General features: G+C 70.6%; 20 protein-coding genes. 3 read left to right on the forward strand and 17 right to left on the reverse strand.

From position 1 onward, the window contains the following. Positions 1–10 precede the first annotated feature (10 nt). The 5 genes from J421_RS18640 to infA form a co-directional block, all read right to left on the reverse strand. The gene (locus J421_RS18640; protein ID WP_025412680.1) at positions 11–1,600 is read right to left on the reverse strand and encodes a RagB/SusD family nutrient uptake outer membrane protein; all 1,590 of its coding nucleotides are present in this window, start codon (positions 1,598–1,600) and stop codon (positions 11–13) included. Positions 1,601–1,655: 55 nt separating this feature from the next. Next, the gene (locus J421_RS18645; protein WP_025412681.1) at positions 1,656–4,757 is read right to left on the reverse strand and encodes a SusC/RagA family TonB-linked outer membrane protein; all 3,102 of its coding nucleotides are present in this window, start codon (positions 4,755–4,757) and stop codon (positions 1,656–1,658) included. A gap of 172 nt (positions 4,758–4,929) precedes the next feature. Next, positions 4,930–7,161 (reverse strand): Tex family protein, encoded by a 2,232-nt coding sequence (locus tag J421_RS18650; RefSeq protein ID WP_025412682.1) that lies wholly within the window; start codon positions 7,159–7,161, stop codon positions 4,930–4,932. A gap of 181 nt (positions 7,162–7,342) precedes the next feature. Further along, complete coding sequence (locus tag J421_RS18655; RefSeq protein WP_025412683.1) at positions 7,343–7,684, reverse strand: cupin domain-containing protein; 342 nt, start codon at positions 7,682–7,684, stop codon at positions 7,343–7,345. Between the two features lie 51 nt (positions 7,685–7,735). Beyond that, the gene (gene infA / locus J421_RS18660; protein ID WP_025412684.1) at positions 7,736–7,957 is read right to left on the reverse strand and encodes a translation initiation factor IF-1; all 222 of its coding nucleotides are present in this window, start codon (positions 7,955–7,957) and stop codon (positions 7,736–7,738) included. A 205-nt stretch (positions 7,958–8,162) separates the two neighbouring features. On the opposite strand from infA, the gene J421_RS18665 reads away from it, so the two are divergent. After that, positions 8,163–8,555, forward strand: a complete 393-nt coding sequence (locus J421_RS18665) for a hypothetical protein (protein WP_025412685.1) — start codon at positions 8,163–8,165, stop codon at positions 8,553–8,555. Between the two features lie 114 nt (positions 8,556–8,669). Here the strand turns inward: J421_RS18665 and apaG are convergent, their stop codons facing one another. The 6 genes from apaG to hppD form a co-directional block, all read right to left on the reverse strand. After that, positions 8,670–9,068 carry a Co2+/Mg2+ efflux protein ApaG gene (apaG, locus tag J421_RS18670; RefSeq protein ID WP_201773040.1) on the reverse strand — a complete coding sequence of 133 codons (399 nt, stop codon included), beginning with the start codon at positions 9,066–9,068 and terminating at the stop codon, positions 8,670–8,672. Between the two features lie 5 nt (positions 9,069–9,073). Continuing rightward, positions 9,074–10,639, reverse strand: coding sequence for a glycoside hydrolase family 10-like protein (locus tag J421_RS18675; protein WP_025412687.1), 1,566 nt, complete (start codon positions 10,637–10,639; stop codon positions 9,074–9,076). Between the two features lie 35 nt (positions 10,640–10,674). Continuing rightward, entirely contained in the window at positions 10,675–12,024 is a 1,350-nt protein-coding gene (locus tag J421_RS18680; RefSeq protein WP_025412688.1) for a flavin monoamine oxidase family protein, read from the reverse strand. Next, positions 12,021–13,208, reverse strand: coding sequence for an aminotransferase class I/II-fold pyridoxal phosphate-dependent enzyme (locus J421_RS18685; protein ID WP_025412689.1), 1,188 nt, complete (start codon positions 13,206–13,208; stop codon positions 12,021–12,023). The genes J421_RS18680 and J421_RS18685 overlap by 4 nt, the downstream gene beginning before the upstream one ends. 79 nt (positions 13,209–13,287) lie before the next feature. After that, positions 13,288–14,496, reverse strand: a complete 1,209-nt coding sequence (locus J421_RS18690) for a homogentisate 1,2-dioxygenase (RefSeq protein WP_025412690.1) — start codon at positions 14,494–14,496, stop codon at positions 13,288–13,290. A gap of 9 nt (positions 14,497–14,505) precedes the next feature. Continuing rightward, a complete protein-coding gene (hppD, locus tag J421_RS18695; protein ID WP_025412691.1) occupies positions 14,506–15,642 on the reverse strand; it encodes a 4-hydroxyphenylpyruvate dioxygenase in 1,137 nt (378 codons plus the stop codon). A 243-nt stretch (positions 15,643–15,885) separates the two neighbouring features. On the opposite strand from hppD, the gene J421_RS18700 reads away from it, so the two are divergent. After that, positions 15,886–17,115, forward strand: a complete 1,230-nt coding sequence (locus J421_RS18700) for an alpha/beta hydrolase-fold protein (protein WP_025412692.1) — start codon at positions 15,886–15,888, stop codon at positions 17,113–17,115. A 51-nt stretch (positions 17,116–17,166) separates the two neighbouring features. Beyond that, the gene (locus J421_RS18705; RefSeq protein ID WP_025412693.1) at positions 17,167–17,490 is read left to right on the forward strand and encodes a hypothetical protein; all 324 of its coding nucleotides are present in this window, start codon (positions 17,167–17,169) and stop codon (positions 17,488–17,490) included. Positions 17,491–17,508: 18 nt separating this feature from the next. Here the strand turns inward: J421_RS18705 and paaZ are convergent, their stop codons facing one another. The 6 genes from paaZ to paaG form a co-directional block, all read right to left on the reverse strand. Next, positions 17,509–19,644 (reverse strand): phenylacetic acid degradation bifunctional protein PaaZ, encoded by a 2,136-nt coding sequence (paaZ, locus tag J421_RS18710; protein WP_025412694.1) that lies wholly within the window; start codon positions 19,642–19,644, stop codon positions 17,509–17,511. Positions 19,645–19,768: 124 nt separating this feature from the next. Beyond that, positions 19,769–20,377 carry an acyltransferase gene (locus J421_RS18715; RefSeq protein ID WP_025412695.1) on the reverse strand — a complete coding sequence of 203 codons (609 nt, stop codon included), beginning with the start codon at positions 20,375–20,377 and terminating at the stop codon, positions 19,769–19,771. Between the two features lie 97 nt (positions 20,378–20,474). Beyond that, positions 20,475–21,680, reverse strand: coding sequence for a 3-oxoadipyl-CoA thiolase (pcaF, locus tag J421_RS18720; RefSeq protein ID WP_025412696.1), 1,206 nt, complete (start codon positions 21,678–21,680; stop codon positions 20,475–20,477). Between the two features lie 68 nt (positions 21,681–21,748). Then, positions 21,749–22,171 carry a hydroxyphenylacetyl-CoA thioesterase PaaI gene (gene paaI, locus J421_RS18725; protein ID WP_025412697.1) on the reverse strand — a complete coding sequence of 141 codons (423 nt, stop codon included), beginning with the start codon at positions 22,169–22,171 and terminating at the stop codon, positions 21,749–21,751. Next, entirely contained in the window at positions 22,168–23,346 is a 1,179-nt protein-coding gene (locus J421_RS18730) for a 3-hydroxyacyl-CoA dehydrogenase NAD-binding domain-containing protein (protein ID WP_025412698.1), read from the reverse strand. The genes paaI and J421_RS18730 overlap by 4 nt, the downstream gene beginning before the upstream one ends. Continuing rightward, positions 23,346–24,137 carry a 2-(1,2-epoxy-1,2-dihydrophenyl)acetyl-CoA isomerase PaaG gene (gene paaG, locus J421_RS18735; RefSeq protein WP_025412699.1) on the reverse strand — a complete coding sequence of 264 codons (792 nt, stop codon included), beginning with the start codon at positions 24,135–24,137 and terminating at the stop codon, positions 23,346–23,348. The genes J421_RS18730 and paaG overlap by 1 nt, the downstream gene beginning before the upstream one ends. Positions 24,138–24,252 lie beyond the last annotated feature (115 nt).

A 24,252-nucleotide genomic window follows, 5' to 3' on the forward strand; every position in this document is an offset into this window, starting at 1 on the left:
TGGGTGATCGTTACGGTTGGACGATCCAGAGCGGCTTCGTCTGGTAGTCGGCGTCGAGCCCACCGATCACCTGGAGCCCGGGCTTGTTCCACACGTACTCCGAGTTGTAGCGCGGGCGGATGCGATACGCCGGCTTGCCGCCGTTGTCCGGGTACAGGTTCGTGGGGATCGCGAACGCCGGGAAAACCTGCTTCCCGCTCGCCGGGTCCGCGTCGGTGTAGTGATACCGCCGCATGTCCATCCACATCTCGTTGTGCCCCCAGCCCCACTGCGCGATGTACTTCTGCGACATGATCTGCGTGAGCGTGAGCGCGTTCGGATCGGTCGGCACGACGGCCGTGCTGGCGAGGAACGCGTTCTTCTCCGCCGCCGAGATCGGCGGGTTCGCCGCATTGCCCACCTCGGCCAGCCGCGCGTTCACGAAATCGATGTGCGAGGAGATGCCGTTCTTGTAGGCCGCGAGCGCCGTCGACTTGTCGCCGCGCCGATACGCCGCCTCCGCTTTCACGAACTGGAGCTGGGCATACGTCATGACCGGCATCTTGACCTTGTCGTCGAACAGGTAGCGTCCGGGCGTCGGGCGGGCCGTGCCGGGCGCGCCGTAGAAGTCGTTCGGGTACGTCTGGCTGTTCGTCGGGATCGGCCCGTTCGGGTTGTTCGGGTCGAGGCCGCGGAACTGGCCGTCGGGCGACGGCGCGAGCATGCGGGTCAGTCGCGGGTCGACGACGCCGAAGTCCGTGCCGTCCATGAGGGCGACGGCGAACTGCGTCTGCCGGTACCCCTGGAAATTGCCGCGGCTCTGGCCGAGGAAGTTGTAGTCCGCGAACGCGGGATCGGCGTTCGTGAAGCCGAACACCGCATCGTCGGCGCTGCTCGTGAACGAGCTGTCGACGTAGGCGACGACCTGCGCGGGGTTGTACGTCGACTTGTTCGTGAAGTGGTTGCGGCTCAGCGCCCGCAGGCCGTAGGCGAACTTCAGCCACTTCGTGCGGTCGCCGTTGTAGAGCTTATCGCCGCGCGCGAGGTACACCTGATCGACGGCGCCGTCGGTGCGCTTCAGGTTCTTGATCGCCTCGCCGAGCAGGCTGTCGACGACCTGATACGCGTACTCCTGCGTGTCGTAGTCGAAGCTGAAGCGCGTCTGGTCGAACGCCTCCTTGATGATGATCTCGCCGTGGAGGTCGGTGAGCACCTGCCACCCCCACGCCTTGAGCACCTGGCCGACGCCGAGCAGGTCCCAGCGCTGCTCGGCCTGAGCCTTCGTCATCATGTCGACGAGGTTCTGGCCGTACGTCCAGTACACGTCGCGCCACTGCTCGCCGCCGTTGTCGCTCGACGGGTCGTAGCCCATGCGATCCCATGTGGACGGCGTGCTGGTCGTGACCGGCACGGTCCACTCCTGTGTGTAGCGGCCCACGAAGCGGGCGTCGTACATCGGCGAGGTCACGAGCCAGTGGATCATCGGCGGCAGGTAGAGATTCGCCGTGACGGTCGTGGGCGCGTTGGGGTTCGTGTTGACGTCGAGGAAGTCCTTGCAACCGGCGGCGAGGCTCACGGCCGCCGCGGCGACGGCGAGGGACAGCGTGCGGAGTGTCGTCATTCGACGGAGCGGTGCGGGCCCGTTGGGCGTCCGGCGCGCGAAGAGAGGTCGCATCTCAGAAGCCCAGCTTGAGGCCGAAGTTGAAGCCGCGCGGCGTCGGGAAGTTCGCGTAGTCGATGCCGACGGCGCCCGACCCGCCGACGGCGGCCGTGTTGCCGTTGGTCATCGGGTCCAGGCCGGTGTAGTTCGTGGAGAGGAACAGGTCCGTGCCCGTGACGAAGATGCTCGCGTTACGCGCGATGCGTGGCGGGATCTGGTAGCGGAGCGTCACGTCGCGCAGCCACACCCAGTTGATGTTGCGCTCGATGAACAGCTCCTCGCTCATGCCGGTGTAGTAGCCGGTGTTCACCGCCGGCACGACGACGACGTTGTTCGGCGTCGGGTTCGCCGAGTTCTCCTTGCCGTCACGCAGCACGCCCGGGATGATGCGCGGGGTGAAGCGGTCGAGCGTGCTGGTCGCGAGGCCGCGCGCCGTGAGGAACTGCTCGGTCGCGTTGAAGATGTCGCCGCCGCGGCGGAAATCGACGAGGAAGTCGAGCGACAGCTTGCGGTAGCGGATCGTGTTCGACACGCCGACCGTGTACTTCGGCGTCCGGTCGTAGCCGGCGTCGATGAAGTCGGCCGATCGAATCGGCAGGCCGGACGTCGGATCGATGAGCAGCTGCCCGGCCTTGTTGCGCAGGTAGAACAGCCCCGTGAGCGACTCGGTCGACAGGCCGGGCATGGTGCCCGCGCGCACGTTGCCGTAGAGCCACGTGTCGGAGACGTACGACTCCACGAGGTCGTGCGGCAGCGAGAGCACCTTGCCGTGGTGCTTGTCGAAGTTCACCAGCACGTCCCAGCTAAGGTCCCGCCGCTGGAGTGGCGTGCCGCGCAGCACGAGCTCGAGCCCCTGATTGCGCGTCGTCGCGCCGTTGAGGTTGAACAGGATGAAGCCCGTGCCGTAGCTGCCGCGGATGTTCTGGACGATCTGGTCCGTCGTCTGGCTGCGATAGAACGTCGGCTCGACGGCGAAGCGATCGTTGAAGAACGCCAGCTCGGCGCCGACCTCGTACTCCTTCTTGAACTCCGGCTTGAGGTTCCGGTTCGGGCCCCAGAAGCCGTAGCCGTAGCCATTGCCGGCCGTGGTCTTGTACTCGAGCGCGGGCGTGTACGCGTACGGCGCCGCGTCACGGCCGGCGTCGGCGTACGCCGCCTTGAGCCGCCCGGTCACGAAGCGTCGCACCGACGGGAACGCGTCGGAGAACACGAAGCTCGTCGACAGCGACGGGTAGAAGAACGAGTTGTTCGGGCGCGGGATCGTCGACGTCCAGTCGTTGCGACCCTGCACGTTCACGTACAGGTAGTGATTGAAATCGAACGACGCCTGGCCGAACGCGCCGATGCGGCGGAGCCGCCCGAGCGTCGTCAGGCTGGCGCGGCTCGACGTATTGTTGATGGAGACGAAGTTCGGATCGAGGAAGTTCGTCCCCGTCAGCGCGACCACGTTCGACTGGTTGTCGTAGATCGCGTTGCCGAGGATCCCGTTCACCCACAGGTGGTTCGGGAGGATCGGCTGCGCGTTCAGCGTGAAGATCGTCTGCGACGTGAGGTTGCGCGTGACGTCGTTCGCCTGATCCAGGATACCGTTGTTGCTGAAGCCGTACGCGCTCTCCGGGTTGCGGAGGATCAGGTTCTGGTTCGTGTAGCTGTCCGACCCCAGCTGCGTCTTGAGGCTCCCCCACGAGAACGGCGTGAGCGTGAACGTCAGGTTCGCGATCAGGCGGTTGTTCTTCGAGTTGATCTTGTTCTTGGCGACGTTGAAGAACGGGTTGTCGACCTCGGCCCCCTGCGTCAGCGTCGTGACGCGGCGGCGGGTGCCGGCCGGCGTGAGGTAGTCGGCCGCGTTGTTGTTCACCGGCCACACGAGCAGGCCGACGAGCGGGCCGTTGTCGCCCTTGAAGGGCTGATCGTTCGTGGCGTACGAGTAGTTCATCGACAGATCCGCGTCGAGCCACTTCGTCGCTTGCCCGTTCGACGCGCCCGTCACGTTCACGCGGTCGTACTTCGAGTTCGGGATCACGCCCTCGGTGCGGACGAGCCCCGACGAGACGCGGTAGTTCAGGCGTCCATCCGCCGCGCCGCCGCTGAAGTTCAGGTTGTGGTTCTGCGACAGGCCGGTCTGGAAGAAGGCTGCGACGTTGTCGTAGAAGTGCGTGGTGTCGGCGTACGGCGTGCCGAAGTACTGGAACGTCGAGGTCCCGACGCCGCTCGGGCCGTACACGCGCTGGATGGCCGGCTCGTCGCGGACGTTGGAGACGCGGAAGCTGTTGGAGTACTGGAAGCTCTGGGAGCCGGCGCGGCCACGTTTCGTCGTGATGATGATCGCGCCGTTCGACGCGTCGATGCCGTAAAGCGCAGCGGCCTCGGGGCCCTTCAGCACCGTCACCGACTCGATGTCGTTCGGGTCGATGTCGGCCGCGCGGTTGGTGAAGTCGACGCCGCGGTTGCTGAACGCGGTGTTGGAGTTCGCGTCGGACGCGAGGACGCCGGTGTTCAGCGTCTTGTTGTCCATCGGCAGCCCGTCGATGACGAACAGCGGCTGGTTGCTGCTGCTGATCGAGCTGATGCCGCGGATGGTGATCGACGTCGACGCGCCGGGGATGCCGGAGGAGCTGTTCACCTCGACGCCGGCGACGCGGCCCTGGAGAGCGTTGACGAAGTTGTCGCGCTGCGACGTCGCGAGCTGCTCGCCGCCGACGGTCTGCTGCGCGGCGCCGAGCGTGCGGGCGACCGCGGTCTGCCCGAGCGCCGTGACGACGACCTGGTCGAGCGTGGCGGCCGACTTGTCGACCGCGAAGTCGACGCGCGCGGTCTGGCCGGCCACGACGGTCACCGTGCGGCTGCGCGGCGTGTAGCCGATGCGCCGCACGGTGACTTGGCGCGTGCCCGCGGGCACGTTGAGGATCGTAAAATCGCCCGTCGCGTTCGTGAGCGCGCCGAGCTGGGTGCCTGCGATCGACACCTGGGCATCGGACACGGCCGCCTGCGCCGCGGACTCCGTGACGCGACCGCGGATGGTCCCGGTGGATTGTGCGAGCACCGAGCGGGGCGCCAGGATGGCGAGCGCCAGGGGGCAGAACAACAGCCCGGCCGCTCGCGCGAACTTAGGCGTCATTGCTCTCTCCAGAGAGGGTGAGCGGAGACCGCCGCGCGGAGCGGCGGGTCGGAACGAGCTACGCGCGCCCAGGCAGAGAGAGCCCCGGGCGCGATCGAGCGGCAAACCTATTGATTCGTGCGACGATGGTGCAAACCGCGGCGATGTCGTAGCGGCACCGCGACCCCGCAACCTAGCGAAAGCGCATGCCGTTGGGCGCCACCGCGCCGGAGCGCGGCACGAAGCCGGTCTCCTTCTTCGGCCGCGGCGCGGCGGCGGCAGCGGCCTGCCGCTTCATGGTCAGCGCGATGCGGCTTCGCGCGAGATCCACCGACACGACGGTGACCGCCACCTTCTGTCCGACCCGCACAACCCGATTCGGGTCACTGACATATTGGTCGGCGAGCTGCGAGACGTGCACGAGACCATCCTGGTGCACGCCGACGTCGACGAACGCGCCGAACGCGACGACGTTCGTCACCACGCCCTCGAGCCGCATGCCCGGGACGAGGTCCTTCGGCTCGCGCACGTCGTCGCGGAACGCGGGGAGCTCGAACGCGTCGCGCGGATCGCGTCCCGGCTTCTTCAGCTCCGACAGAATGTCGCGCAGCGTCGGCAGCCCAACCTCGTCGCTGAGATACCGCGTGGGCTCGATGCGATCCACGAGCGCGTCGTTCCCAACGAGGTCCCCGAGCGGCGTGCCGAGGTCCGCGGCCATCCGCTCGACGAGCGCGTACCGCTCCGGGTGCACCGCCGACGCGTCGAGCGGGTGCGCGCCACCGCGCACGCGCAGGAAGCCGGCCGACTGCTCGAACGCCTTCGCGCCGAGCCGCGGCACGTCGGCCAGCTCGCGCCGCGACCGGAAGCCTCCGCGCTCGTCGCGCGTCCTCACGACATTCTGCGCGAGCGTGGGCCCGATGCCGGCGACGTACGAGAGCAGGGCGGGCGACGCCGTGTTCACCTCGACGCCGACGCGGTTCACGCAGCTCTCGACGATCTCGTCGAGCCGCTTCTTGAGCTGCGTCTGATTGACGTCGTGCTGGTACTGACCGACGCCGATGGACTTCGGGTCGATCTTCACGAGCTCCGCGAGCGGATCCTGCAGCCGGCGCGCGATGGACACGGCGCCGCGCAGCGACACGTCCAGGTCGGGCAGCTCGTCGCGCGCGACGTCGCAGGCGGAGTAGACCGACGCGCCGCTCTCGTTCACGACGACGACGCGCGGCGGGGTGACATCGCCCGTTAGGCCGGCGAGGACCTCGCGCGCGAGCTTCTCCGTCTCGCGCGACGCGGTGCCGTTGCCGATCGCGATGAGCTCCGGGCGGTGCCGCGCCACGGCGCGCGCGAGCTGCTCGGCGAACCGATCCGGCTGATGGAGGTACCAGGCGTCGGTGTCGATCACGGCGCCGGTGCGCGACAGGACGGCGACCTTCACGCCGGTGCGGAAGCCGGGATCGAGGCCAATCACGACGCGCTCGCCGGCGGGCGCGGCGAGCAGCAGCTCCTCGAGGTTGCGGCCGAAGATCCGGATCGCCTCCTCGTCGGCGCGCGCCTTCAGCTCCAGACGCAGCTCCACCGTGATGGACGGCGCGAGCAGGCGCTTGTACGCGTCCTGCGCGACCAGCTCGAGCTGCTTCGACGCGCGGCGGTCGCCGACGACGTGGCGGCGCATGGCGCCCATGACGTCGTCCACCGGCGCGTCGATCTGCCACGTCAGGAACCCTTCCTCCTCGCCGCGCCGGATGGCGAGCACGCGGTGCGACGGCAGGTCGCCGAGCTTCTGGGAGAAGTCGTAGTAGTCCTGGAATTTCGACACCTCCTCGCCCTTCCCCGCGACCACCGCGCAGCGCACGACGCCGCGGGCGCGCGTGAGCTCGCGCACGGTGCCGCGCAGCGTCGCGTCCTCCGCGGCGCGCTCGGCGAGGATGTCGCGCGCACCCTGCAGCGCGTCGCTCGCGGCGGGGACCTCCTTGGCGGCGTCGACGAACGTCGCGGCCTCGCGCTCGGCGGTCGCGTCGTCGACGTCGCCGCTCCACAGCCGGTCGGCGAGCGGCTCGAGGCCGCGCTCGCGGGCGATCATGGCGCGCGTCCGCCGCTTCGGCTTGAACGGGAGGTACAGGTCCTCGAGCGCCTGCTTCGTGTCGACGGCGTCGATGCGCGCGCGCAGGTCGTCGGTGAGCTTGCCCTGCTCCTCGATGGACTTCAGCACGGCCGCGCGGCGCGCCTCGAGCTCCTCGAGGTACTCGGCGCGATCGCGCACGTCGCGCAGCTGCACCTCGTCGAGGCCACCGGTGGCCTCCTTGCGGTAGCGCGCGATGAACGGGAGCGTGTTGCCCTCGGCGAACAGCGCGAGGGCCGCGGCGACGGGGCGCGCGTTGAGCGAGAGCTCGCGCGCGATCTGATCGACCAGGCGGAGGGACGTCATCGGTGCGGCGGGTAACGGGGGACCACAAGGTCGCCCGCCGAGCGGCTCCCGACAACGGCTTGCGTGTGACGTCGCCACGCGATAAGCCGGTATTCTCACGCGGAGACGCGGAGAACGCGGAGACCACCAAGTGCGAAGCCGTGGTGGTCTCCGCGTTCTCCGCGTCTCCGCGTGGGCCGGACTAGCTCTCGTCCCTCGCGTGCGCGTGCGCCGGAGGCGACGTGGCCTCGACGGCGGAGAACGTCTCGAGAATGCGGTAGGTGTGGCTGGCGCCTTGCGGCACCACCCAGGAGTCGCCCGGCTCCAGGCGCACCATCTGGCCCTCGAGGTGGAGCTCGGCGCGGCCGCTCAGCACGTAGCCGACCGTCTCGTAGTCGCGGCTCGTCGGCGGCTTCGGCTCGGCCGGCGCCTCGTTCTCCCACAGCCGCATCGCGACGCGCTTGCCGGACGCGAGGTACCGCTGCCCCATCGCGCCGACCGGCGACTCGCGCGAATCGATCTTCGTGACCGTCGTGTCAGCCATCCCTTCCTCCGGATCCGTGTGACCCGGAGGCGTACAGGGATCGTGCCGCGGTCAGCTCTTGTGGCGGAAGGTGATGCGCCCGCGGGTCAGGTCGTACGGCGACACCTCGAGCGTGACGCGGTCGCCCTGAAGGACGCGGATACGAAACCGGCGCATGTTGCCGGCGAGCGTCGAGAGCACCTCGTGACCGCCCTTCGTGACGACCCGGAACGTGGCGTTCGGGAGCACCTCGGTCACGGTGCCTTCGAGCTCGATCGCGTCTTGCTTCGCCATACGGTGGGAGAACTGGATACAGGTCGGTGGCGTGCGGCGGGCCACCCCGTCGCAGCAACGCAAGATAGCCGCGCCGGTCCGGCCGCGCACGGTTCGCCGAGCCGGGCGGCTCGCCAGACGTTGCGGACCCGGGCGACCGCCGCCCCGTCACCGGGCAGGCGTGACGCGCGACACGCGGCGGAGCGTGGTTAACCTTCCCGACGCCATGGATCCCGCCCCTGCCCCGACCGCGCCGTACGGCCCGAACACGCCGGCCATCCGCCGCTTCCTCCAGCGCTTCGCCGCCCTCGGCGAGGCCGAGTGGGACGCGGCGGCGGCGACGTTCGCGACGCTGGAGCCGACGCGCCGCTTCGCGGCCGCCGACCGCGCGCTCGCCGACGTAGTGGAGCGGCTCGACCGCACCCGCGAGCGCGACGCGGTCGTCGGACCGATCCTGCAGATCACGCGGCCGCGCGGCGCCTCCGGCGAGCCGCACCCGGTGGCGGCAGCGGCGCTCGCCGCGGCGCTCGGGCTGCTCGTGCGCGACGCGCTGCCGGAGCCCGATTTCGCGACGCTCTACGCGCCGTTCGCGTCGCTGATCTGGGTCGACGCGCTCTGACGACATCGAACCGCAGAGGACGCGGAGGACGCGGAGAAAACCAGTCTCAGTGGTTCTCCTCCGCGGCCCTCTGCGTCCGCTGCGGTTCGATCCGACCAGGCCCCGAGCATCCATTCAATCGTCGCGCGCCTTCGCGTCGAGTGTGAAGCGTGGGATCTGTGCCTCGAAGCGCGAGCCATCGGGGCGCACGAAGCGGTACTGGCCCTCCATGTGGCCGTGCGGCGACTTCAGCACGCAGAAGCTGCGGTACTCGTGGATGCGGCCAGGGGCGATCACGGGCTGCTCGCCGACGACGCCGTCGCCCTCGACCTCGGTGTCCTCGCCGATCGCGTCGTGGATCAGCCAGCGGCGGCTCATGAGCTGCGCGGTGCGCCCGCTCACGTTCTCGACGCGCACGTGATACACGAACACGTACTGCCGCTCGGCGGGCCGCGACTGCTCGCGCAGGTACGCCGGCCGCACCGTGATCCGGATGCCGTCCGTCTCGCGGTAGAAGAACGGGCGCTTCGGCACGACGCTCAACGCACCGCGCTCACGGTGGAGGCGAGCGTCACCGCCGACGCCGGGCTCTCGCGCCCGGCGCGGTCGACGGCGCTGACGCGCACCTCGTCGGGCGCGCCGCGCGTGGCGGGCGGACGGACCGCGATGCGGCGCTCGTCGCCGGACACGATGTCCGTGGTCCACGCGGCGCCGTAGCGCGCCCGCACGAGCCAGAGCCGCACCGGCTCGCGGTCGCCCGGCGCCACGTCGAGCGCGACCGCGGACCCGGCACGCCGCAGCACGACGCGCGGAACGGCCGGCGTGCGTCCGGGGAGCCACGGCGACGCCGGCACGAGCGCCGGCTCCGCATACGCGCCGTTGGACAGCGTGTCCGTCACGCCCCCCTGGTTGCTCATGAGCGCCTTCATGCTGAACCACACGTTGCCCCCCGCGCCGCGCTGCGCGCGCGTGAGGCGGATCTGCGAGTCGATCTCCGCCGCGGACCAACCGTTAGGCCCGTCGCCGACGCGCGACAGGTAGTTGCCGGGCCACAGGTGCCGGCCGAGCGTGTCGGCCTGCACCCACCACGCGAGCAGCGCGGGATAGCTCTGCTGCGGGGCGGCGATCTTCCAGTACAGCTGCGGCGTGAAGTAGTCGGCCCAGCCGGCCTGCAGCCACTTCCTGGAATCCGCGTAGAGCTGCGTGTACGCGTCGAAGCAGCAGACGCCCGCGGGGTTGCCGGGACGCCAGATGCCGAACGGGCTGATGCCGACCTTCACCCACGGCTTCTCGCGCTTCACCGTCTCGTACATCTCGTGCACGAACCGGTCGACGTTGTCGCGCCGCCAGTCGTCGCGCGCGAGCGTGCCGCCGCGCGCGCGGTACGCCGCGTAGCTCGCGCTGTCGGGGAACTCCATCCGCTTCCCCGCGGCGTCGTTCTCGGGATACGGGTAGAAGTAGTCGTCGATATGTACGCCGTCGACGTCGTAGCGATGCACGACGTCGCGGATGACGCGCAGCGACCACTGCATCGTCTCCGGCTCGCCGGGATCCATCCACTGCATCTTCGCGTACTGCCGCACGATCTCCGGCTTCACGCGACTGACGTGGTTCGCCGCCGGCGGCCCCTTCGCGCCGGTCTGCCGCGCGCGGTACGGGTTGAACCACGCATGCAGCTCGAGCCCGCGCCTGTGCGCCTCGGTGACCGCGAACGCGAGCGGATCCCAGAACGGATCGGGCGCGCGTCCCATCTCCCCCGTGAGGTACTCCGACCACGGCTCGAGCGGCGACGCGTAGAGCGCGTCGGTGGCGGGGCGCACCTGCAGCACGACGGCGTTGAGGCGCACGGCCTTCGCCCTGTCGAGGATGGCGAGCAGCTCCGACTGCTGATCCGCCGTCGAGAGGCCCGCGCGCGACGGCCAGTCGATGTTGCCGACGGTGGCGACCCACACGCCGCGGAACTCGCGCGCGACGGGCGGCGGCGCGGTGGACGCCGGTGTCGGGGGCGGCGCCGGACGAGCGGCGGGGCGGCAGGCCGCGAGCAGCGCGACCGCGAGAGTGAAGCAGATTCCTCGCTTCGCTCGGAATGGGGACGTCGACGACATGCCGCCGAAGATAATGCCCTGCCCCGCCGCACGGGTCAGCCGAGCGCGTCGAGCGCCTCCCGCGCGGCGCGGGTCCCGCTCGCCAGCGCGCCGTGCACCGAGGCCCAGCCGCCGTCGGCCTGGGTGTGCTCGCCGGCGAAGAACAGCGTACCGGCCAGCGGCGCCGCGATCGTCGCGGGGGCGTGCACGGCGCCGACACGCACGAACGAGTACGCGCCGCGGCTGTAGGGGTCGTGCGTCCAGTCGTGGTGATGCACCGACACGAGCTGCTCACGGAGCAGCGACGGCCCGGTGCCGAACAGGTGGCCAAGCGACGCGAGCGCCGCCTCGGTGCGGTCCGCCTCGGGACGCGCGAGCAGCGCCGCTGCGGCGGGCCCGCCGCACCAGCCGACGAGCACCGGCGCACGCAGCGCGCGCTGCGTCCACCACACGGGCACCGGCTGATCGGGCGCGTGCATGAACGCGAGCTCGCTCGGATCGCGCCCTTCGGGCATCGACGGAAGGCCGCGCTCCCAGAAGCGGCTGCGGAAGCGGAGCACGAAGCGCGCGACATCGCCCGGCTGCATACCCGCGATCGCGTCGCGCCTCGCGTCCAGCGGCGGCTCGAACACCACCGCGCCGTCATCGACCGCCCCGAGCACGCTCGCCGCGAGCACGCCTAACGGCAGCGTGACGATGCAGGCGCGCGCGTCGAACGACTCCTCCGCCCGGGGACCGCGCGCCGTGACGCGGACGCCGGCGTCGCTCCACTCCACGCGGTGCACGACGGTCCGGAGCCGCACGTCGAGCGGGGCGCCGGCGCCGCGCGCGAGCCAGTCGACCACGGCGCCCCACCCGTCGACGATGCGGAACGCCTGCTCGTTCCCGGATGCGTCGTCCTCGGCGACGCCGAGCGCGCGCACGCTCACGCGCTCGCTCACGGCGGCGTGGAAGCCCTCGACGTAGTTGCGCGCCAGCGTGCGCGCCTCGGCGAACCGCTCGGCGGAGAACCGATCGCGCAGCAGCTGCTCGAACGACTCGTCGGGGCGGGCCGGCTGCTCGCGCCAGTCGTCGAGCGCGGCGAGCACCTCGCCGATCTCGCCGCTGAACAGGTCGCGCTCGCCGAGCCGCCCGTCGTGCAGCGCGAGATGCTCCTCGATCGCGTCGCAGACGCGGAGCTGCGCGGCGTCGACGAGGCGCCACACCGCGTCCGACGTGCCGTGCACGAACTCCGCGCCCAGCTCGATCGGCGGCGCGAAGCCCGGGAGGTGCTGCGTCCAGATCCGACCGCCTAACCGATCGCGCGCCTCGAGCACCACGACGCGCCGGCCGGCGTCGGAGACCGCGCGCGCCGCGGCGAGTCCCGCGGCGCCGGCCCCGATCACCACCACCTCCTCGCGCGTCACGCGTCGGTCGTCACGAGCATGCTGGCGAGCACGCGTCCGGCGCGGTGCGCCGCTTCGGCCATGCGATCGGGCGGGACGATGAACGACACGCGGAAGAAGCCCTCGCCGCCGGCGCCGAAGCTCGCGCCCGGAAGGACGATGACCCCTTCGTCCTCGAGCAGACGGTTCGCGAAGTCGTGGCTCGGAATCCCCTCGGGGAGCGCGATCCACAGATACATGGAGCCCTTCGGCACGTCGCACGCGAAGCCGGCCTCCCGGAACGACGCGACCGCGGCGTCGCGTCGCTGCTGGAACACGGCGACGTTCTTCGGCGTGAACTCGGCCCAGCTCTCGAGCGCGGCGACGCCGGCGGCCTGCACGGCCATGAACGAGCCGGTGTCGACGAACGTCTTCACCTTCGCGAGCGCGCCGACGAGCGACGCGTTGCCGACCGCCCACCCCTGCCGCCAGCCGGTCATGTTGTACGTCTTCGACAGCGAGTGGAACTCGATGGCCACCTCACGCGCGCCGTCGATCTCGAAGATGCTCGGCGGCACGTACCCGTCGAACGCGATCTCCGAGTACGCGTTGTCGTAGACGAGCAGGATGTCGCGCTCGCGGCAGCGCCGGACGACGTCGGCGAGATAGTCGCGCGGCGCGATCGCGGCGGTCGGATTGTTCGGGTAGTTCAGGTACAGCAGCTTCGTGCGCCGCAGCACGTCGTTCGGGATCTCGTCGAGGTCGATGAGGAAGTTCGTGCGCGGCCGTAACGCGTACGCGTACGGGGTGGCCTCGCCGAGCAGCGTGCCGCCGGTGTAGACGAGGTATCCCGGCTCCGGCACGATCGCGACGTCGCCCTTCTCGAGGAACGCCATCGCGAAGTGCGCGATGCCTTCCTTGGACCCCAACAGCGGGATGATCTCCGAGGTCGGGTCGAACGCGAGGCCGAAGCGCCGCTGCATCCACGCCGCGATCGCCTCGCGAAACGGGAAGTACCCGAGCCCGAAGCCATAGCGGTGCATCGCCGGGATGTCGACGGCCTGCTTCAGCGCCTCGACCGCGGCCGGCGGCGCCGGGAGATCCGCGTCGCCGGCGCCGAGGTCGATGACGTCGACGCCGCGCGCGAGCAGCTCGCGCTTCTTCAGTGGGACGTGGGCGAGCGGATATGGTGGGAGCGACTGAAAGCGGTGACTCGGTCTCGGCATGTCTGAGCGTAGAGCGTAGAGCGTAGAGCGCAGAGTGGCAGGCGTTCTCTGCGCTCTGCGCTCTGCGCTCTGCGCTGGGTTAGTCGGTGAGTGGCAGCGCGGGCCCCTTCGCGGCGACGCGCTCGTGCTGCGCCTCGATCCAGGAGCGGTGGTACGACGGGTCCTCGATCTTCGTCGCGGCCTTCGCGACCTTCAGCGGACGGAACGAGTCCATCATCACCGCGAGCTCGTTCGTGTGCGTCTGGCCGATCGACGCCTCGTACCGTCCCGGGTGCGGGCCGTGCGGGATGCCGTCGGGGTGGTGCGTCACGGAGCCGAACTCGATCCCCTTGCGGCTCATGAACTCGTCCGACGCGTAGAACAGCACCTCGTCGGAGTCCACGTTGCTGTGATTGTACGGCGCGGGGATGGCGTTCGGGTCGAAGTCGTACGGGCGCGGGCAGAACGAGCAGATCACGAAGCCGTCGCCCTGGAAGGTCTGGTGCACCGGCGGCGGCTGGTGCACGCGGCCGACGATCGGCTCGAAGTCGCGGATGTTGAAGATCCACGGGTAGAAGTAGCCGTCCCATCCCACCACGTCGAACGGGTGGTGGTCGAGCACGAACTCGTTCAACCCGTCGTACTGCTTCACGAGGATGGGGAAGTCGCCCATCTCGTCGTGCGTCTTCAGCTCGGTGGGCCGGCGGATGTCGCGCTCCGAGTACGGCGCGCCCTCGAGCAGCTGGCCGAACTCGTTGCGGTAGCGCTTCGGCCACCGCACGTGGCCGCGGCTCTCGAACACGCAGAACTTCTGCGGCGTCGTGAGGTCGAGCTTCCACCGGTGCATGATGCCGCGGTGGATCATGACGTAGTCGCCCTCGCCGTACGGCAGGTCGCCGAACTGTGTCTCGAGCACGCCGCGCCCCTTCGCGACGTACACGACCTCGTCGGCCTGCGCGTTCCGGTAGAAGTGCGCGTCCTGCTCGTCGGGCTCGACGTACAGCATCGCGATGTCGGCGTTGAACAGCAGCAGCGTGCGGTCGAGCGTGGGCGAGCCGCCGGGCTTCACCTGCGACGTGCGGAAGTGGCGGTGCTTCAGCGTCGCGTCGTCGTCGGCCTCCCACGCGAGCTCGCGCACCCGTCGCACGCTGCGCACCGTGGTCGGCGGGTGCACGTGATAGAGCAGCGACGAGGTGCCGGTGAAGCCCTCGTGCCCCATGAGCTGCTCCGAGTAGACACCGCCGTCGGGCTTGCGCATGGCGGTGTGCCGCTTCTGCGGCACGCGGCCTAACGTGTGGTAGATGGGCATGAGGCGGCCTCAGAGGTTGCCGCGCAGTTCCTGCTCGCGCTCGATGGCCTCGAACAGCGCCTTGAAGTTGCCCTTGCCGAAGCTCTTGGCGCCCTTGCGCTGGATGATCTCGTAGAAGAGCGTCGGCCGATCCTCGACCGGCTTCGTGAAGATCTGCAGCAGGTAGCCGTCAGGGTCGCGGTCGACGAGGATGCCGAGCTCCTCGAGCACGTCGAGCGGCTCGTCGATCCGGCCGACGCGCTCCTGCAGCTCGCGGTAGTACGTCGTCGGCGCGGCGAGGAACTCGACGCCGCGGTCGCGGAGCGCGGCGACGGTGGCGATGATGTCGTCCGTCGCGAGCGCGAGGTGCTGCGCGCCCGGGCCGTGGTAGAAGTCGAGGTACTCCTCGATCTGCGACTTCTTCTTGCCGCTCGCCGGCTCGTTGATCGGGAACTTGATGCGGTCGTTGCCGTTCGCCATCACCTTCGACATGAGCGACGAGTACTCGGTGCTGATGTCCTCGTCGTCGAACGTGATGAGGTTCCGGAAGCCCATGACGTCGGCGTAGTACTGCACCCACCGGTTCATCTGCCCGAGCTCCACGTTGCCGACGCAGTGGTCGACGTACTGCAGCCCGACGTCGACAGGCTGGAAGCGCGGCGTGACCGCGCGGAAGCCGGGCAGGAACGGGCCGCGGTAGTTCCGCCGCTCGACGAGCGAGTGGATCGTGTCGCCGTACGTGCCGATCGCGGCGATCACGACCTCGCCGTCGGCGTCGCGCTCGACGCGCGGCTCGTGCACCGCAATCGCGCCGCGCTCGACGGCGGCCGCGTAGGCGGCACGCGCGTCCTCCACCCACAGCGCGTAGTCGCGCACGCCGTCGCCGTGACGGTGCACGTGCTCCGCGATCGGCGAGTCGGGGGAGAGCGCGGTCGTCAGCACGAGGCGGATCTTCCCCTGCTGCATCAGGTAGCTCGCGCGGTCGCGCACCCCGGTCTCCGGGCCGCGATAGGCGACGAGCTGGAAGCCGAACGCGGCGCGATAGAAGTGACTCGCCTGCTTCGCGTTGCCGACGAAGAACTCGACGTAGTCCGTGCCGTTGATCGGAAAGGTGTCGTGCGCCTCGGCGGCGACGGGGCGCGAGGTGGTCTCGAGAGTGGTAGCCATGGGATCCTCCGGGATCGGCAAGTGTGGGGAACGCGGCGCGATGCTCAGCGGCCGCGCGTCCACCCTGGATCGCAGCGCCGGTTGCCCGGCTTCTCGTCTTTCCCGGCCATGGTCGGTCCCTCCCTGGGCGTCCCCCGAAAACTCGGCACCGCGCCGAGTGACGGCAAGCGCGCGCGCGTGGTTGCGACCCCGCCGGCCGGCATCGATCTTGGCGCACGGCCCTCACCTCCAGCCCCCGGTCCCATGCGCCGTCTCGTCCTGCTCGCGCTCGTCGCTGCGCTCCCGGCCATGGCTCAGTCGCCCGCCGACACGTCCGCGAAGCCGATCACGATCGGCGTGCAGACGGCGATCCGCTCGACGATCCTCGGCGAGGAGCGGCCGCTGATGATCCACCTGCCCCCTTCGTACACCGCGCGGCCGAAGGCGGTCTACCCGGTGGTCTATCTGCTCGACGGGGACGCGCACTTCGCCGCCGTGAGCGCGATGGCGGACTTCCTGGCGCGGAACAGTCGCGCGCCGGAGATGATCGTCGTCGCGATCCCGAACACGAAGGACCGGACGCACGATCTCACGCCGCCCGCCGCCGCCGGCGTCACGAAGCTCGCGGTGAGCGACCGGGACACGGTGACGCAGAGCTTCCCGACCGCCGGAGGCGCGGCGAAGCTGCGCGCGTTCATCACGGACGAGCTGGCGCCGTGGGTCCAGTCGCGCTATCGGACCGCGCCGTACCGCATCCTCGTCGGCCACTCGTTCGGCGGGCTGTTCGCCGTCGACGCGCTGGCGAGCACGCCGCGCGCGTTCGACGCGTACGTCGCGATCAGCCCGTCGCTGTGGTGGGACGACGGCAAGTACGTGAAGCGCGCCGAGACCGCGATCGCGGCCGCGGCGCTCGACGGCCGCGCACTGTACATGACGACGGGCGAGCGCGAGGGGAGCTCGATGATCGACCCCGCGCGCGAGCTCGCCGCGACGCTCGACGCACGGCACCCGGCCGGGTTCCGGTCGTGGTATCGCGTGATGCCGACGGAGACGCACAACAGCAATCCGCTGCGCACGGAGTACGACGCGCTCGAGCGGATCTTCGCCGGATGGGAGCCGCCGGACAGCGTGACGATGGCGGCGGTGGTCAAGGGCGACGTCGCGCCGCTCGAGGCGTACCACGCGGCGCTCACCAAGCGGTTCGGCATCCCGACCGCCGTGTCGCCCGACGACATCAACCAGATGGCGTACTACCACCTGCAGCAGAAGCACCTCGACATCGCGCTGAAGCTGTTCCGCCACAACGTGGAGCGGTCGCCGGACTACGCAAACGGGTGGGACAGCCTGGCCGACGGCCTCGAGGCGCAGGGAGATCTCGCGGGAGCGATCCGGTCGCAGGAGAAGGCGGTGGCGGTCGGCGAGGCGCAGCAGGACCCGGCGCTGCCGACGTTTCGCGCGCACCTGGAGCGGCTGCGCGGGGCGGCGAAGCGTTAGGCGGGAGCACCGGCGGGCGAGACAGGCCTAACAACACCCGGAGGTGTCGTCATGCACGCGGTCATCCGGCAGTGGTCGGGAGCGACGCCGCTCATCGAGGCGATGGAGAGCCGGCGCGGCGAGGTGCAGCAGATCATCGGCGGTGTGCGGGGCTTCGTCGCCTACTACGCGGTGCGCGACGGCGATCGGCTGACGTCGATCACCGTCTGCGAGGATCGCGCGGGGACGGAGGAGTCGACGCGGCGCGCCGGTCAGTGGGTGCGGGACAACCTGCCGGGCGTGAGCCTCGCCGCACCGGAGATCCGCGAGGGTGAGGCCTTCATCTCGTTCGGTGCCGCGACGCCGTCGCTCGGCTCCGCCGTGAACGCCGTGTAGTCGCCGCCTCCTCTCCGCTCAGGTCATGCGGGCGGGCGCGGTACCGGGTTGCTCGGTGACGAACACCTCCGGCGTCGCGACCGCCGCCGGCCGGTCGTACGGCTTGCCGTCGAGCGTGTACAGACGCCGGACGAGCGTGAGCACGGTGTAGACCGCGACCGGCTCGGCGTCCTGGTTCGTGACCTCGACGTCCCACGCGACGACGCCCTGCGGGACCTGCCCCTCGCGGTCGTCCTTCGCCGTCTTCGACTTGCACGTGAGACGCACCTGGATCGTGTCGCCGATGTACACCGGCTTCACGAAGCGGAGCCCCTCGAGCCCGTAGTTCGCGAGCACGGGACCGGGCGCGGGATCGACGAACAGCCCCGCCGCCGCGGAGAGCACGAAGTAGCCGTGCGCCACGCGCCGCTCGAAGATCGAGGTGCGCGCCGCGATGTCGTCGACGTGCGCGTAGAAGAAGTCGCCCGAGATGCCCGCGAAGTTCGTGACGTCGGCCTCGGTGACGGTGCGGCGGTGGGTGTGCCACGTCTCGCCCACCGCCAGCTCCTCGAAGTGCTTCCGGAACGGGTGCACGCGGTCGGACAGCTCCGCGGCGCCCTTCGTCCACTCGCGCGTGACGGCGGCGAGCGTCGAGGGCGAGCCCTGGATCGCGGTGCGCTGCATGTAGTGCAGCACGCCGCGCACACCGCCCATCTCCTCGCCGCCGCCGGCGCGCCCCGGGCCGCCGTGCACGAGGTGCGGCAGCGGCGAGCCGTGGCCGGTCGATTCCTTCGCGCTGTGACGGTTCACGAGCATGAGGCGCCCGTGGTACGCCGCCGTGCCCAGCGCGACGTCGCGCGCGACGCGATCGTCCGCGGTGAACAGCGAGCCGACGAGCGAGCCCTTGCCGAGCTTCGCGAGCTCGATCGCCTCGTCGACCGTGTCGTACGGCATCACCGTGTTCACCGGCCCGAACGCCTCCACGTCGTGCGGCGCGCGCTTCTCGAACGGATCGTCGTCGTAGAGCAGCGTGATGGGGAAGAACGCGCCGCGCTCCGCGTCCGCGCCGACGACGTCGAGCGAGCCGGGGCCGCCGTACACGAGCTCCGTCGCGCCCAACAGCGCGCGCAGGCTCCGATCGACCTCGCCGACCTGCCCGCGTCCGGCCAGGGGTCCCATGCGCACCCCTTCCACACGCGGGTCGCCGACCTTCACGCCGCCGAGCCGCGCGCGCAGCGCCTGGATGACGTCGTCGACCATCGGCGCGGGGACGATCGTGCGGCGGATGGCGGTGCATTTCTGCCCCGCCTTCACGGTCATCTCGCGCGCGACCTCCTTCACGAACAGGTCGAACTCGTCGGAGCCCGGGCGCGCGTCGGGGCCGAGCATGGAGTAGTTCAGCGAGTCCGCTTCCTGGTTGAAGCGGACGTTGTGCTCAACGATAGACTCCGTCTGCCGCAGCATCCGGCCGGTGGACGCGCTGCCGGTGAACGCGACGGCGTCCTGCATGCCGAGGTGGTCGAGCAGATCGCCGGCCGAGCCGCAGATGAGCTGCACGCTCCCATTAGGCAGGATGCCGCTCGCGATCATGGCGCGGAACACGGACTCGGTCAGGAAGCTCGTCACCGTCGCCGGCTTCACGATGCACGGCACGCCGGCGAGCAGCGACACGGCGAGCTTCTCGAGCATCCCCCACACGGGGAAGTTGAACGCGTTGATGTGCACCGCGACGCCCTCGAGCGGCACGCACACGTGTCGGCCGACGAACGTGCCGCCCTTCGACAGCGCCTCCGTCGGCCCGTCGACGTAGAACGTCTCGTCGGGGAACTCGCGCCGGCCGCGGCTCGCGTACGCGAACAGCGTCCCGATGCCGCCGTCGATGTCGATCCAGTGGTCGCCTTTCGTCGCGCCGGTGGCCTCGGAGACCTTGTAGAACTCGGTCTTCCGCTCGGTGAGGTACACGGCGAGCGCCTTCAGCATGCGCGCGCGCTGATGGAACGTGAGCCGCCGCAGCGCGGGCCCGCCCACGGTGCGCGCGTACTCGGCCATGCCCCGGAAGTCGAGCCCCGCGCTCGACGCCTCGGCCACCTTCTCGCCGGTGACGGCGTGGAACAGTTCCGTGAACTTGCCGGTGCCCTCGACCCACTGGCCGAGGGCGTAGTTCTGGAGGCGCATCGATTGACCCTTCTATTCGGGGGCAGACGGTGGAGGCGGAAGGCGAGTACTCATGGGGATCCGACGGCGATCCGAAGATCCGAGCGATCGCCGTCGGATCCCCTGAAGCAGTTGCCACCCACCTCTATTCTTTTCGCGTCTCGTTCCACGTGCGGTAGATCGCCCGCTGCGACGCGCGCAGCGCCTCCTGCTCCAGCGTCGTCTCGCGCAGCGGCTCGCGTGCTCGGAGCTCGGCGTGGAGTCGCGCGGGCAGCCCCTGGTACAGGCGCGTGCCCTCGGTCTTCCACGCGAGCATCTCGTCGCTCACGTCCTTCACCACGCGCGCCGGGTTGCCGACGACGACCTTGCGCTCGGGGATCATCATGTCGGCCGGCACGAACGTGAGCGCGCCGACGATCGATCCCGCGCCGACGTGCGCGCGGTCCATGACGACCGCGTTCATGCCGATCAACACGTTGCGGCCGAGCCGCGCGCCGTGGATCACCGCACCGTGGCCGACGTGCGCCGCCTCCTCGAGCACGACCAGGGCGCCGGGGAAGACGTGGATGGTGCAGCTCTCCTGTACGTTGCAGCCGTCCTCGATCACGATGCCGCCCCAGTCCCCGCGGATGGCGGCGCCGGGACCGACGTACACGTCGCGGCCGATGGTCACGTTGCCGGTGACCGCGGCCTGCGGGTGCACGAACGCGCTCTCGTGCACGACGGGGATCATCCCCTCGAACTCGTAGATCATGGATGCTCGTCCACGCTCCACGCTCCACGCTCCTCGCTCGCCACGTCGCGGCGGGATAGGGAGCGTGGAGCGTGAAGCGTCGAGCGTGAAGAGGACTTCATGGTCTTTCGATGACGGTCGCCATCCCCTGCCCCACGCCGACGCACATGGTGCACAGCGCGTAGCGCTCGCCGCGCTCGCGCAGCTCGTGGGCCGCCGTGAGCAGCAGGCGCGCGCCGGACATGCCTAACGGATGGCCGAGCGCGATGGCGCCGCCGTTCGGATTCACGCGCGCGTCGTCGTCGGCCACCCCGAGCTCCCGGAGGCAGCCGAGGACCTGCGCGGCGAACGCCTCGTTCAGCTCCAGCAGCCCGAGGTCGTCGAGCGACAGCTTCGCTTTGCGAAGCGCCTCGCGCGTCGCCGGGACGGGCCCGAGGCCCATGACGCGCGGCTCCACGCCCGCCACCGCCGTGCTGACCACGCGCGCGAGCGGCTCGACGCCGAGCTCCTTTACGACGTCCTCCGACGCGACGAGCAGCGCGCACGCGCCGTCGTTCAGCCCCGAGGCGTTGCCCGCGGTGACGCTCCCGCCCTCGCGGAACGCCGGGCGCAGCTTGGCGAGCCCGTCGAGCGTCGTGTCGGGGCGTATGAACTCGTCGTGCTCGACGCGCACGGTGCCCTTGCGACCTGCCGGCACGTCGACCGGCGTGATCTCCATCGCGAAGCGTCCGCGCGCGCGCGCCGCGGCGGCCTTCTGCTGCGAGCGGCACGCGAACAGGTCCTGGTCCGCGCGCGAGATGCCCATGCGCTCGACGACGTTCTCCGCCGTCTCGCCCATCGCGTCGGTGCCGTACGCGGCGCGCATCCTCGGGTTCACGAAGCGCCAGCCCAACGACGTGTCGAACAGCTCGACGTCGCGGCCGAACGGCTTGGACGCCTTCGACATCACGAACGGCGCGCGCGTCATGCTCTCGACGCCGCCCGCGACGTAGACGTCGCCGTCGCCGAGCATCACCGCGCGCGCCGCGTGCGCCGTCGCCGCCATACCCGACGCGCACAGGCGGTTCACCGTCTCGCCGGGCACGGTGACGGGCAAGCCGGCGAGCAGCCCCGCCATGCGCGCGACGTTGCGGTTGTCCTCGCCCGCCTGGTTCGCGCAGCCCAGGATCACGTCGCCGACGCGCGCCGGATCGAGCCTCGCGTGGCGCTCGAGCAGCGCGCGGATGACGTGCGCGGCGAGGTCGTCGGGACGCGCCTCGGCGAGCGCGCCGGCGAGGCTGCCGATCGGAGTGCGGGTGCCGTCTAGGAGGAAAGCGGATCGCATCAAAGGCTGCGTGGCTGCGTCGCTGCGTGGCTGCGTGGACGTACCGTCACGCAGCCGCGCAACGACTCTCAGGTGTGTCGTCTCCCCGTGTCATACACCGTCCCGCGGAAATGGGCCACGGGCTCGTCGCGCTGGTTCGTGACGGCGACGCGGTAGAAGCTCACGCGCCGGCCGGTGCTCTCCGCCTCGCAGCGCGCGGTCAGCACATCGCCGACGCTCGCCGACGACGCGTAGCCGATGGCGTTCTCGATGCTCACCGTGACATTGCCGTGCGAGTTGCTCGCGAACGCGAGCGCGCTGTCGGCGAGCGCGAACGTGACGCCGCCGTGGCAGATGCCGAACCCGTTCACCATGTCGTCGCGCACGGTGAGTCGCACGACGGCGCGTCGCGGCGCGATCTCCAGCACCTGCATGCCGAGCGCGCGCGTGAACGCGTCGCCAGCGAGCATGTGCGCCAGGACCGACTCGGCCAGCGCCTGGAGCTCGCTCACGACAGGAGCGACCGCTCGTCGCGCACGGCCTGCATCAGATGGAGGCTCGGGCGGTAGCGGTCCTCGCGATACGTCTCGCGCAGTGCCTCCATCTCCTCGAGGATCACGTCGGCGCCGATCTCGTCGCCCCACGCGAGCAGGCCGCGCGGATAGTTGACGCCCTTCGTCATCGCGATCTCGACGTCGGCGGCGCTCGCCACGCGCCAGTACACGGCGTCGGCGGCCTCGTTCACGAGCATCGCCAGCACGCGCCGCAGGATCCGCTCGCCGAGCGCGCGGTCCTCCGTGGCCGCGGGCCGCTCCGCGCCCTCGGCGTAATCGTAGAAGCCGAGTCCCGTCTTGCGACCGAGCCGTCCGGCCTCGACGAGGCGCTGCTGGGTGAGCGAGGGACGGTAGCGCGGGTCGTGGAACGTCGCCTCGTAGACCGAGCGCGTGACGGCGTAGTTCACGTCGAGGCCGATGAAGTCCATCAGCTCGAACGGTCCCATGCGAAACCCACCGATCGCGCGCATCGCCCAGTCGATCGTCGCCGCGTCGGCCAAGCCTTCGTCGAGCAGACGAAGGCTCTCTCCGTAGAACGGCCGCGCGACGCGGTTCACGATGAACCCGGGCGTGTCGCTCGCGAGCACCGTCGTCTTGCCCCACCCGTCGACGAGCTGCCTAACGGCGATCGCGATCGCCGGCGACGTGGCGAGCGCGGGGACGATCTCGACGAGCGGCAGCACCGGCGCGGGGTTGAAGAAGTGCACGCCGACGACGCGCTCCGGCCGGCGGCACGCGCCGGCGATCGACGCGACGGAGAGGGACGACGTGTTCGTCGCCAGCACCGCCTCGTCCGTCACCACGTCCTCCAGCCGCCGGAAGCTCTCGCGCTTCACGCCGAGATCCTCGACGACGGCCTCGATCACGAGCCCGCACTCGGCGAACGGCGCGAGATCCTCCGTGCCGCGCACGATGGTGAGCCGCCGATGCGCCCCGTTCGCCGCCGCGGGGGTCAGCCGCCCCTTCTCCACCTCGCGCGCGAGCGCCCTGCCTAACGTCTCGCTCGCCCGCTCCGCCGCGTCGGGGCGCGCGTCGGCGAGCACCACGCGGTGGCCGCGCACGAGCGCGACCTGCGCGATGCCGGTGCCCATCGCGCCAGCGCCCAGCACGCCCACCACCGTCCCCTGGTCCATCACCGCCCCAGGAACACGGGCGCGCGCTTGCCGAGGAACGCCGCGACGCCCTCGCGGAAGTCCGCCGTCGCCGCCGCCTCCGCCTGCAGATCCGCTTCCAGCTCGAGCTGCGCGTCGAGATCGTTCTCGAGCGACGCGTTCAGCAGACGCTTGATGAGACCGAACGCGCGCGTCGGCTGCGTGGCGAGGCGGGCGGCGAGGGCGCGGGCCTCGTCCATGAGGGACGCCGCCGGCACGACGCGCCAGATCATGCCCATCGCCTGCGCGTCGGTGGCGGTGAGCTTGTCGCCCAGCAGCATGAGCGCCGAGGCGCGCGCCATCCCGACGACGCGCGGGAGGAAGAACGTCCCGCCGGTGTCGGGCACGAGGCCGATCTTCGCGAACGCCTGGACGAACGACGCCGAGTCGGCCGCGAGCACGATGTCGCACGCGAGCGCGAGGTTCGCGCCGGCGCCTGCCGCGACGCCGTTCACCGCGCAGACCACCGGCTTCTCCATCGAGCGGAGCGCGCGCACCACCGGGTTGTACGTCTGCCGCACGATGCCGGCGATCGGCGGCGGCGCGCTGCCGTCGGGCGGGACCGCTTCGGCGAGGTCCTGGCCGGCGCAGAAGCCGCGCCCCGCGCCGGTGAGCACGACGGCGCGCACCGTCGCGTCGTCGGCCAAGCGGCGCAAAGCGTCCTGGAGCTCGGCCGACATCGGGCGGGTGAAGCTGTTGAGGACCTCCGGCCGGTTCAGCGTCAGCGTGGCGACGCCGTCGGCGACCTCGTAGCGAACGTGCTGGTAGTCCATGCGCGCGTGGGAGGGAAGTTCCGCGGCTGGCGGCCGGCGCCGCGGCCCGGCATAACGTAACGGCCGCGGCGCGCTCCGCGGCAGCGGCCATGTTGGGCCGTCCGCCGGGCCGCAA

Origin of the sequence: Gemmatirosa kalamazoonensis (genome assembly GCF_000522985.1) — a bacterium.
In the GTDB taxonomy this organism is placed as follows: domain Bacteria; phylum Gemmatimonadota; class Gemmatimonadetes; order Gemmatimonadales; family Gemmatimonadaceae; genus Gemmatirosa; species Gemmatirosa kalamazoonensis.

Bases quoted from the DNA above. Each gene is read 5' to 3' on its own strand.
- J421_RS18655 (WP_025412683.1), bottom strand. From the start codon at position 7,684: ATGGCTGACACGACGGTCACGAAGATCGATTCGCGCGAGTCGCCGGTC.
- infA (WP_025412684.1), bottom strand. From the start codon at position 7,957: ATGGCGAAGCAAGACGCGATCGAGCTCGAAGGCACCGTGACCGAGGTG.
- J421_RS18715 (WP_025412695.1), bottom strand. From the start codon at position 20,377: ATGATCTACGAGTTCGAGGGGATGATCCCCGTCGTGCACGAGAGCGCG.
- J421_RS18645 (WP_025412681.1), bottom strand. From the start codon at position 4,757: ATGACGCCTAAGTTCGCGCGAGCGGCCGGGCTGTTGTTCTGCCCCCTG.
- J421_RS18665 (WP_025412685.1), top strand. From the start codon at position 8,163: ATGGATCCCGCCCCTGCCCCGACCGCGCCGTACGGCCCGAACACGCCG.
- hppD (WP_025412691.1), bottom strand. From the start codon at position 15,642: ATGGCTACCACTCTCGAGACCACCTCGCGCCCCGTCGCCGCCGAGGCG.
- J421_RS18700 (WP_025412692.1), top strand. From the start codon at position 15,886: ATGCGCCGTCTCGTCCTGCTCGCGCTCGTCGCTGCGCTCCCGGCCATG.
- paaG (WP_025412699.1), bottom strand. From the start codon at position 24,137: ATGGACTACCAGCACGTTCGCTACGAGGTCGCCGACGGCGTCGCCACG.
- J421_RS18730 (WP_025412698.1), bottom strand. From the start codon at position 23,346: ATGGACCAGGGGACGGTGGTGGGCGTGCTGGGCGCTGGCGCGATGGGC.
- J421_RS18690 (WP_025412690.1), bottom strand. From the start codon at position 14,496: ATGCCCATCTACCACACGTTAGGCCGCGTGCCGCAGAAGCGGCACACC.
- paaZ (WP_025412694.1), bottom strand. From the start codon at position 19,644: ATGCGCCTCCAGAACTACGCCCTCGGCCAGTGGGTCGAGGGCACCGGC.
- J421_RS18650 (WP_025412682.1), bottom strand. From the start codon at position 7,161: ATGACGTCCCTCCGCCTGGTCGATCAGATCGCGCGCGAGCTCTCGCTC.
- J421_RS18705 (WP_025412693.1), top strand. From the start codon at position 17,167: ATGCACGCGGTCATCCGGCAGTGGTCGGGAGCGACGCCGCTCATCGAG.
- pcaF (WP_025412696.1), bottom strand. From the start codon at position 21,680: ATGCGATCCGCTTTCCTCCTAGACGGCACCCGCACTCCGATCGGCAGC.
- J421_RS18685 (WP_025412689.1), bottom strand. From the start codon at position 13,208: ATGCCGAGACCGAGTCACCGCTTTCAGTCGCTCCCACCATATCCGCTC.
- J421_RS18640 (WP_025412680.1), bottom strand. From the start codon at position 1,600: ATGACGACACTCCGCACGCTGTCCCTCGCCGTCGCCGCGGCGGCCGTG.
- J421_RS18675 (WP_025412687.1), bottom strand. From the start codon at position 10,639: ATGTCGTCGACGTCCCCATTCCGAGCGAAGCGAGGAATCTGCTTCACT.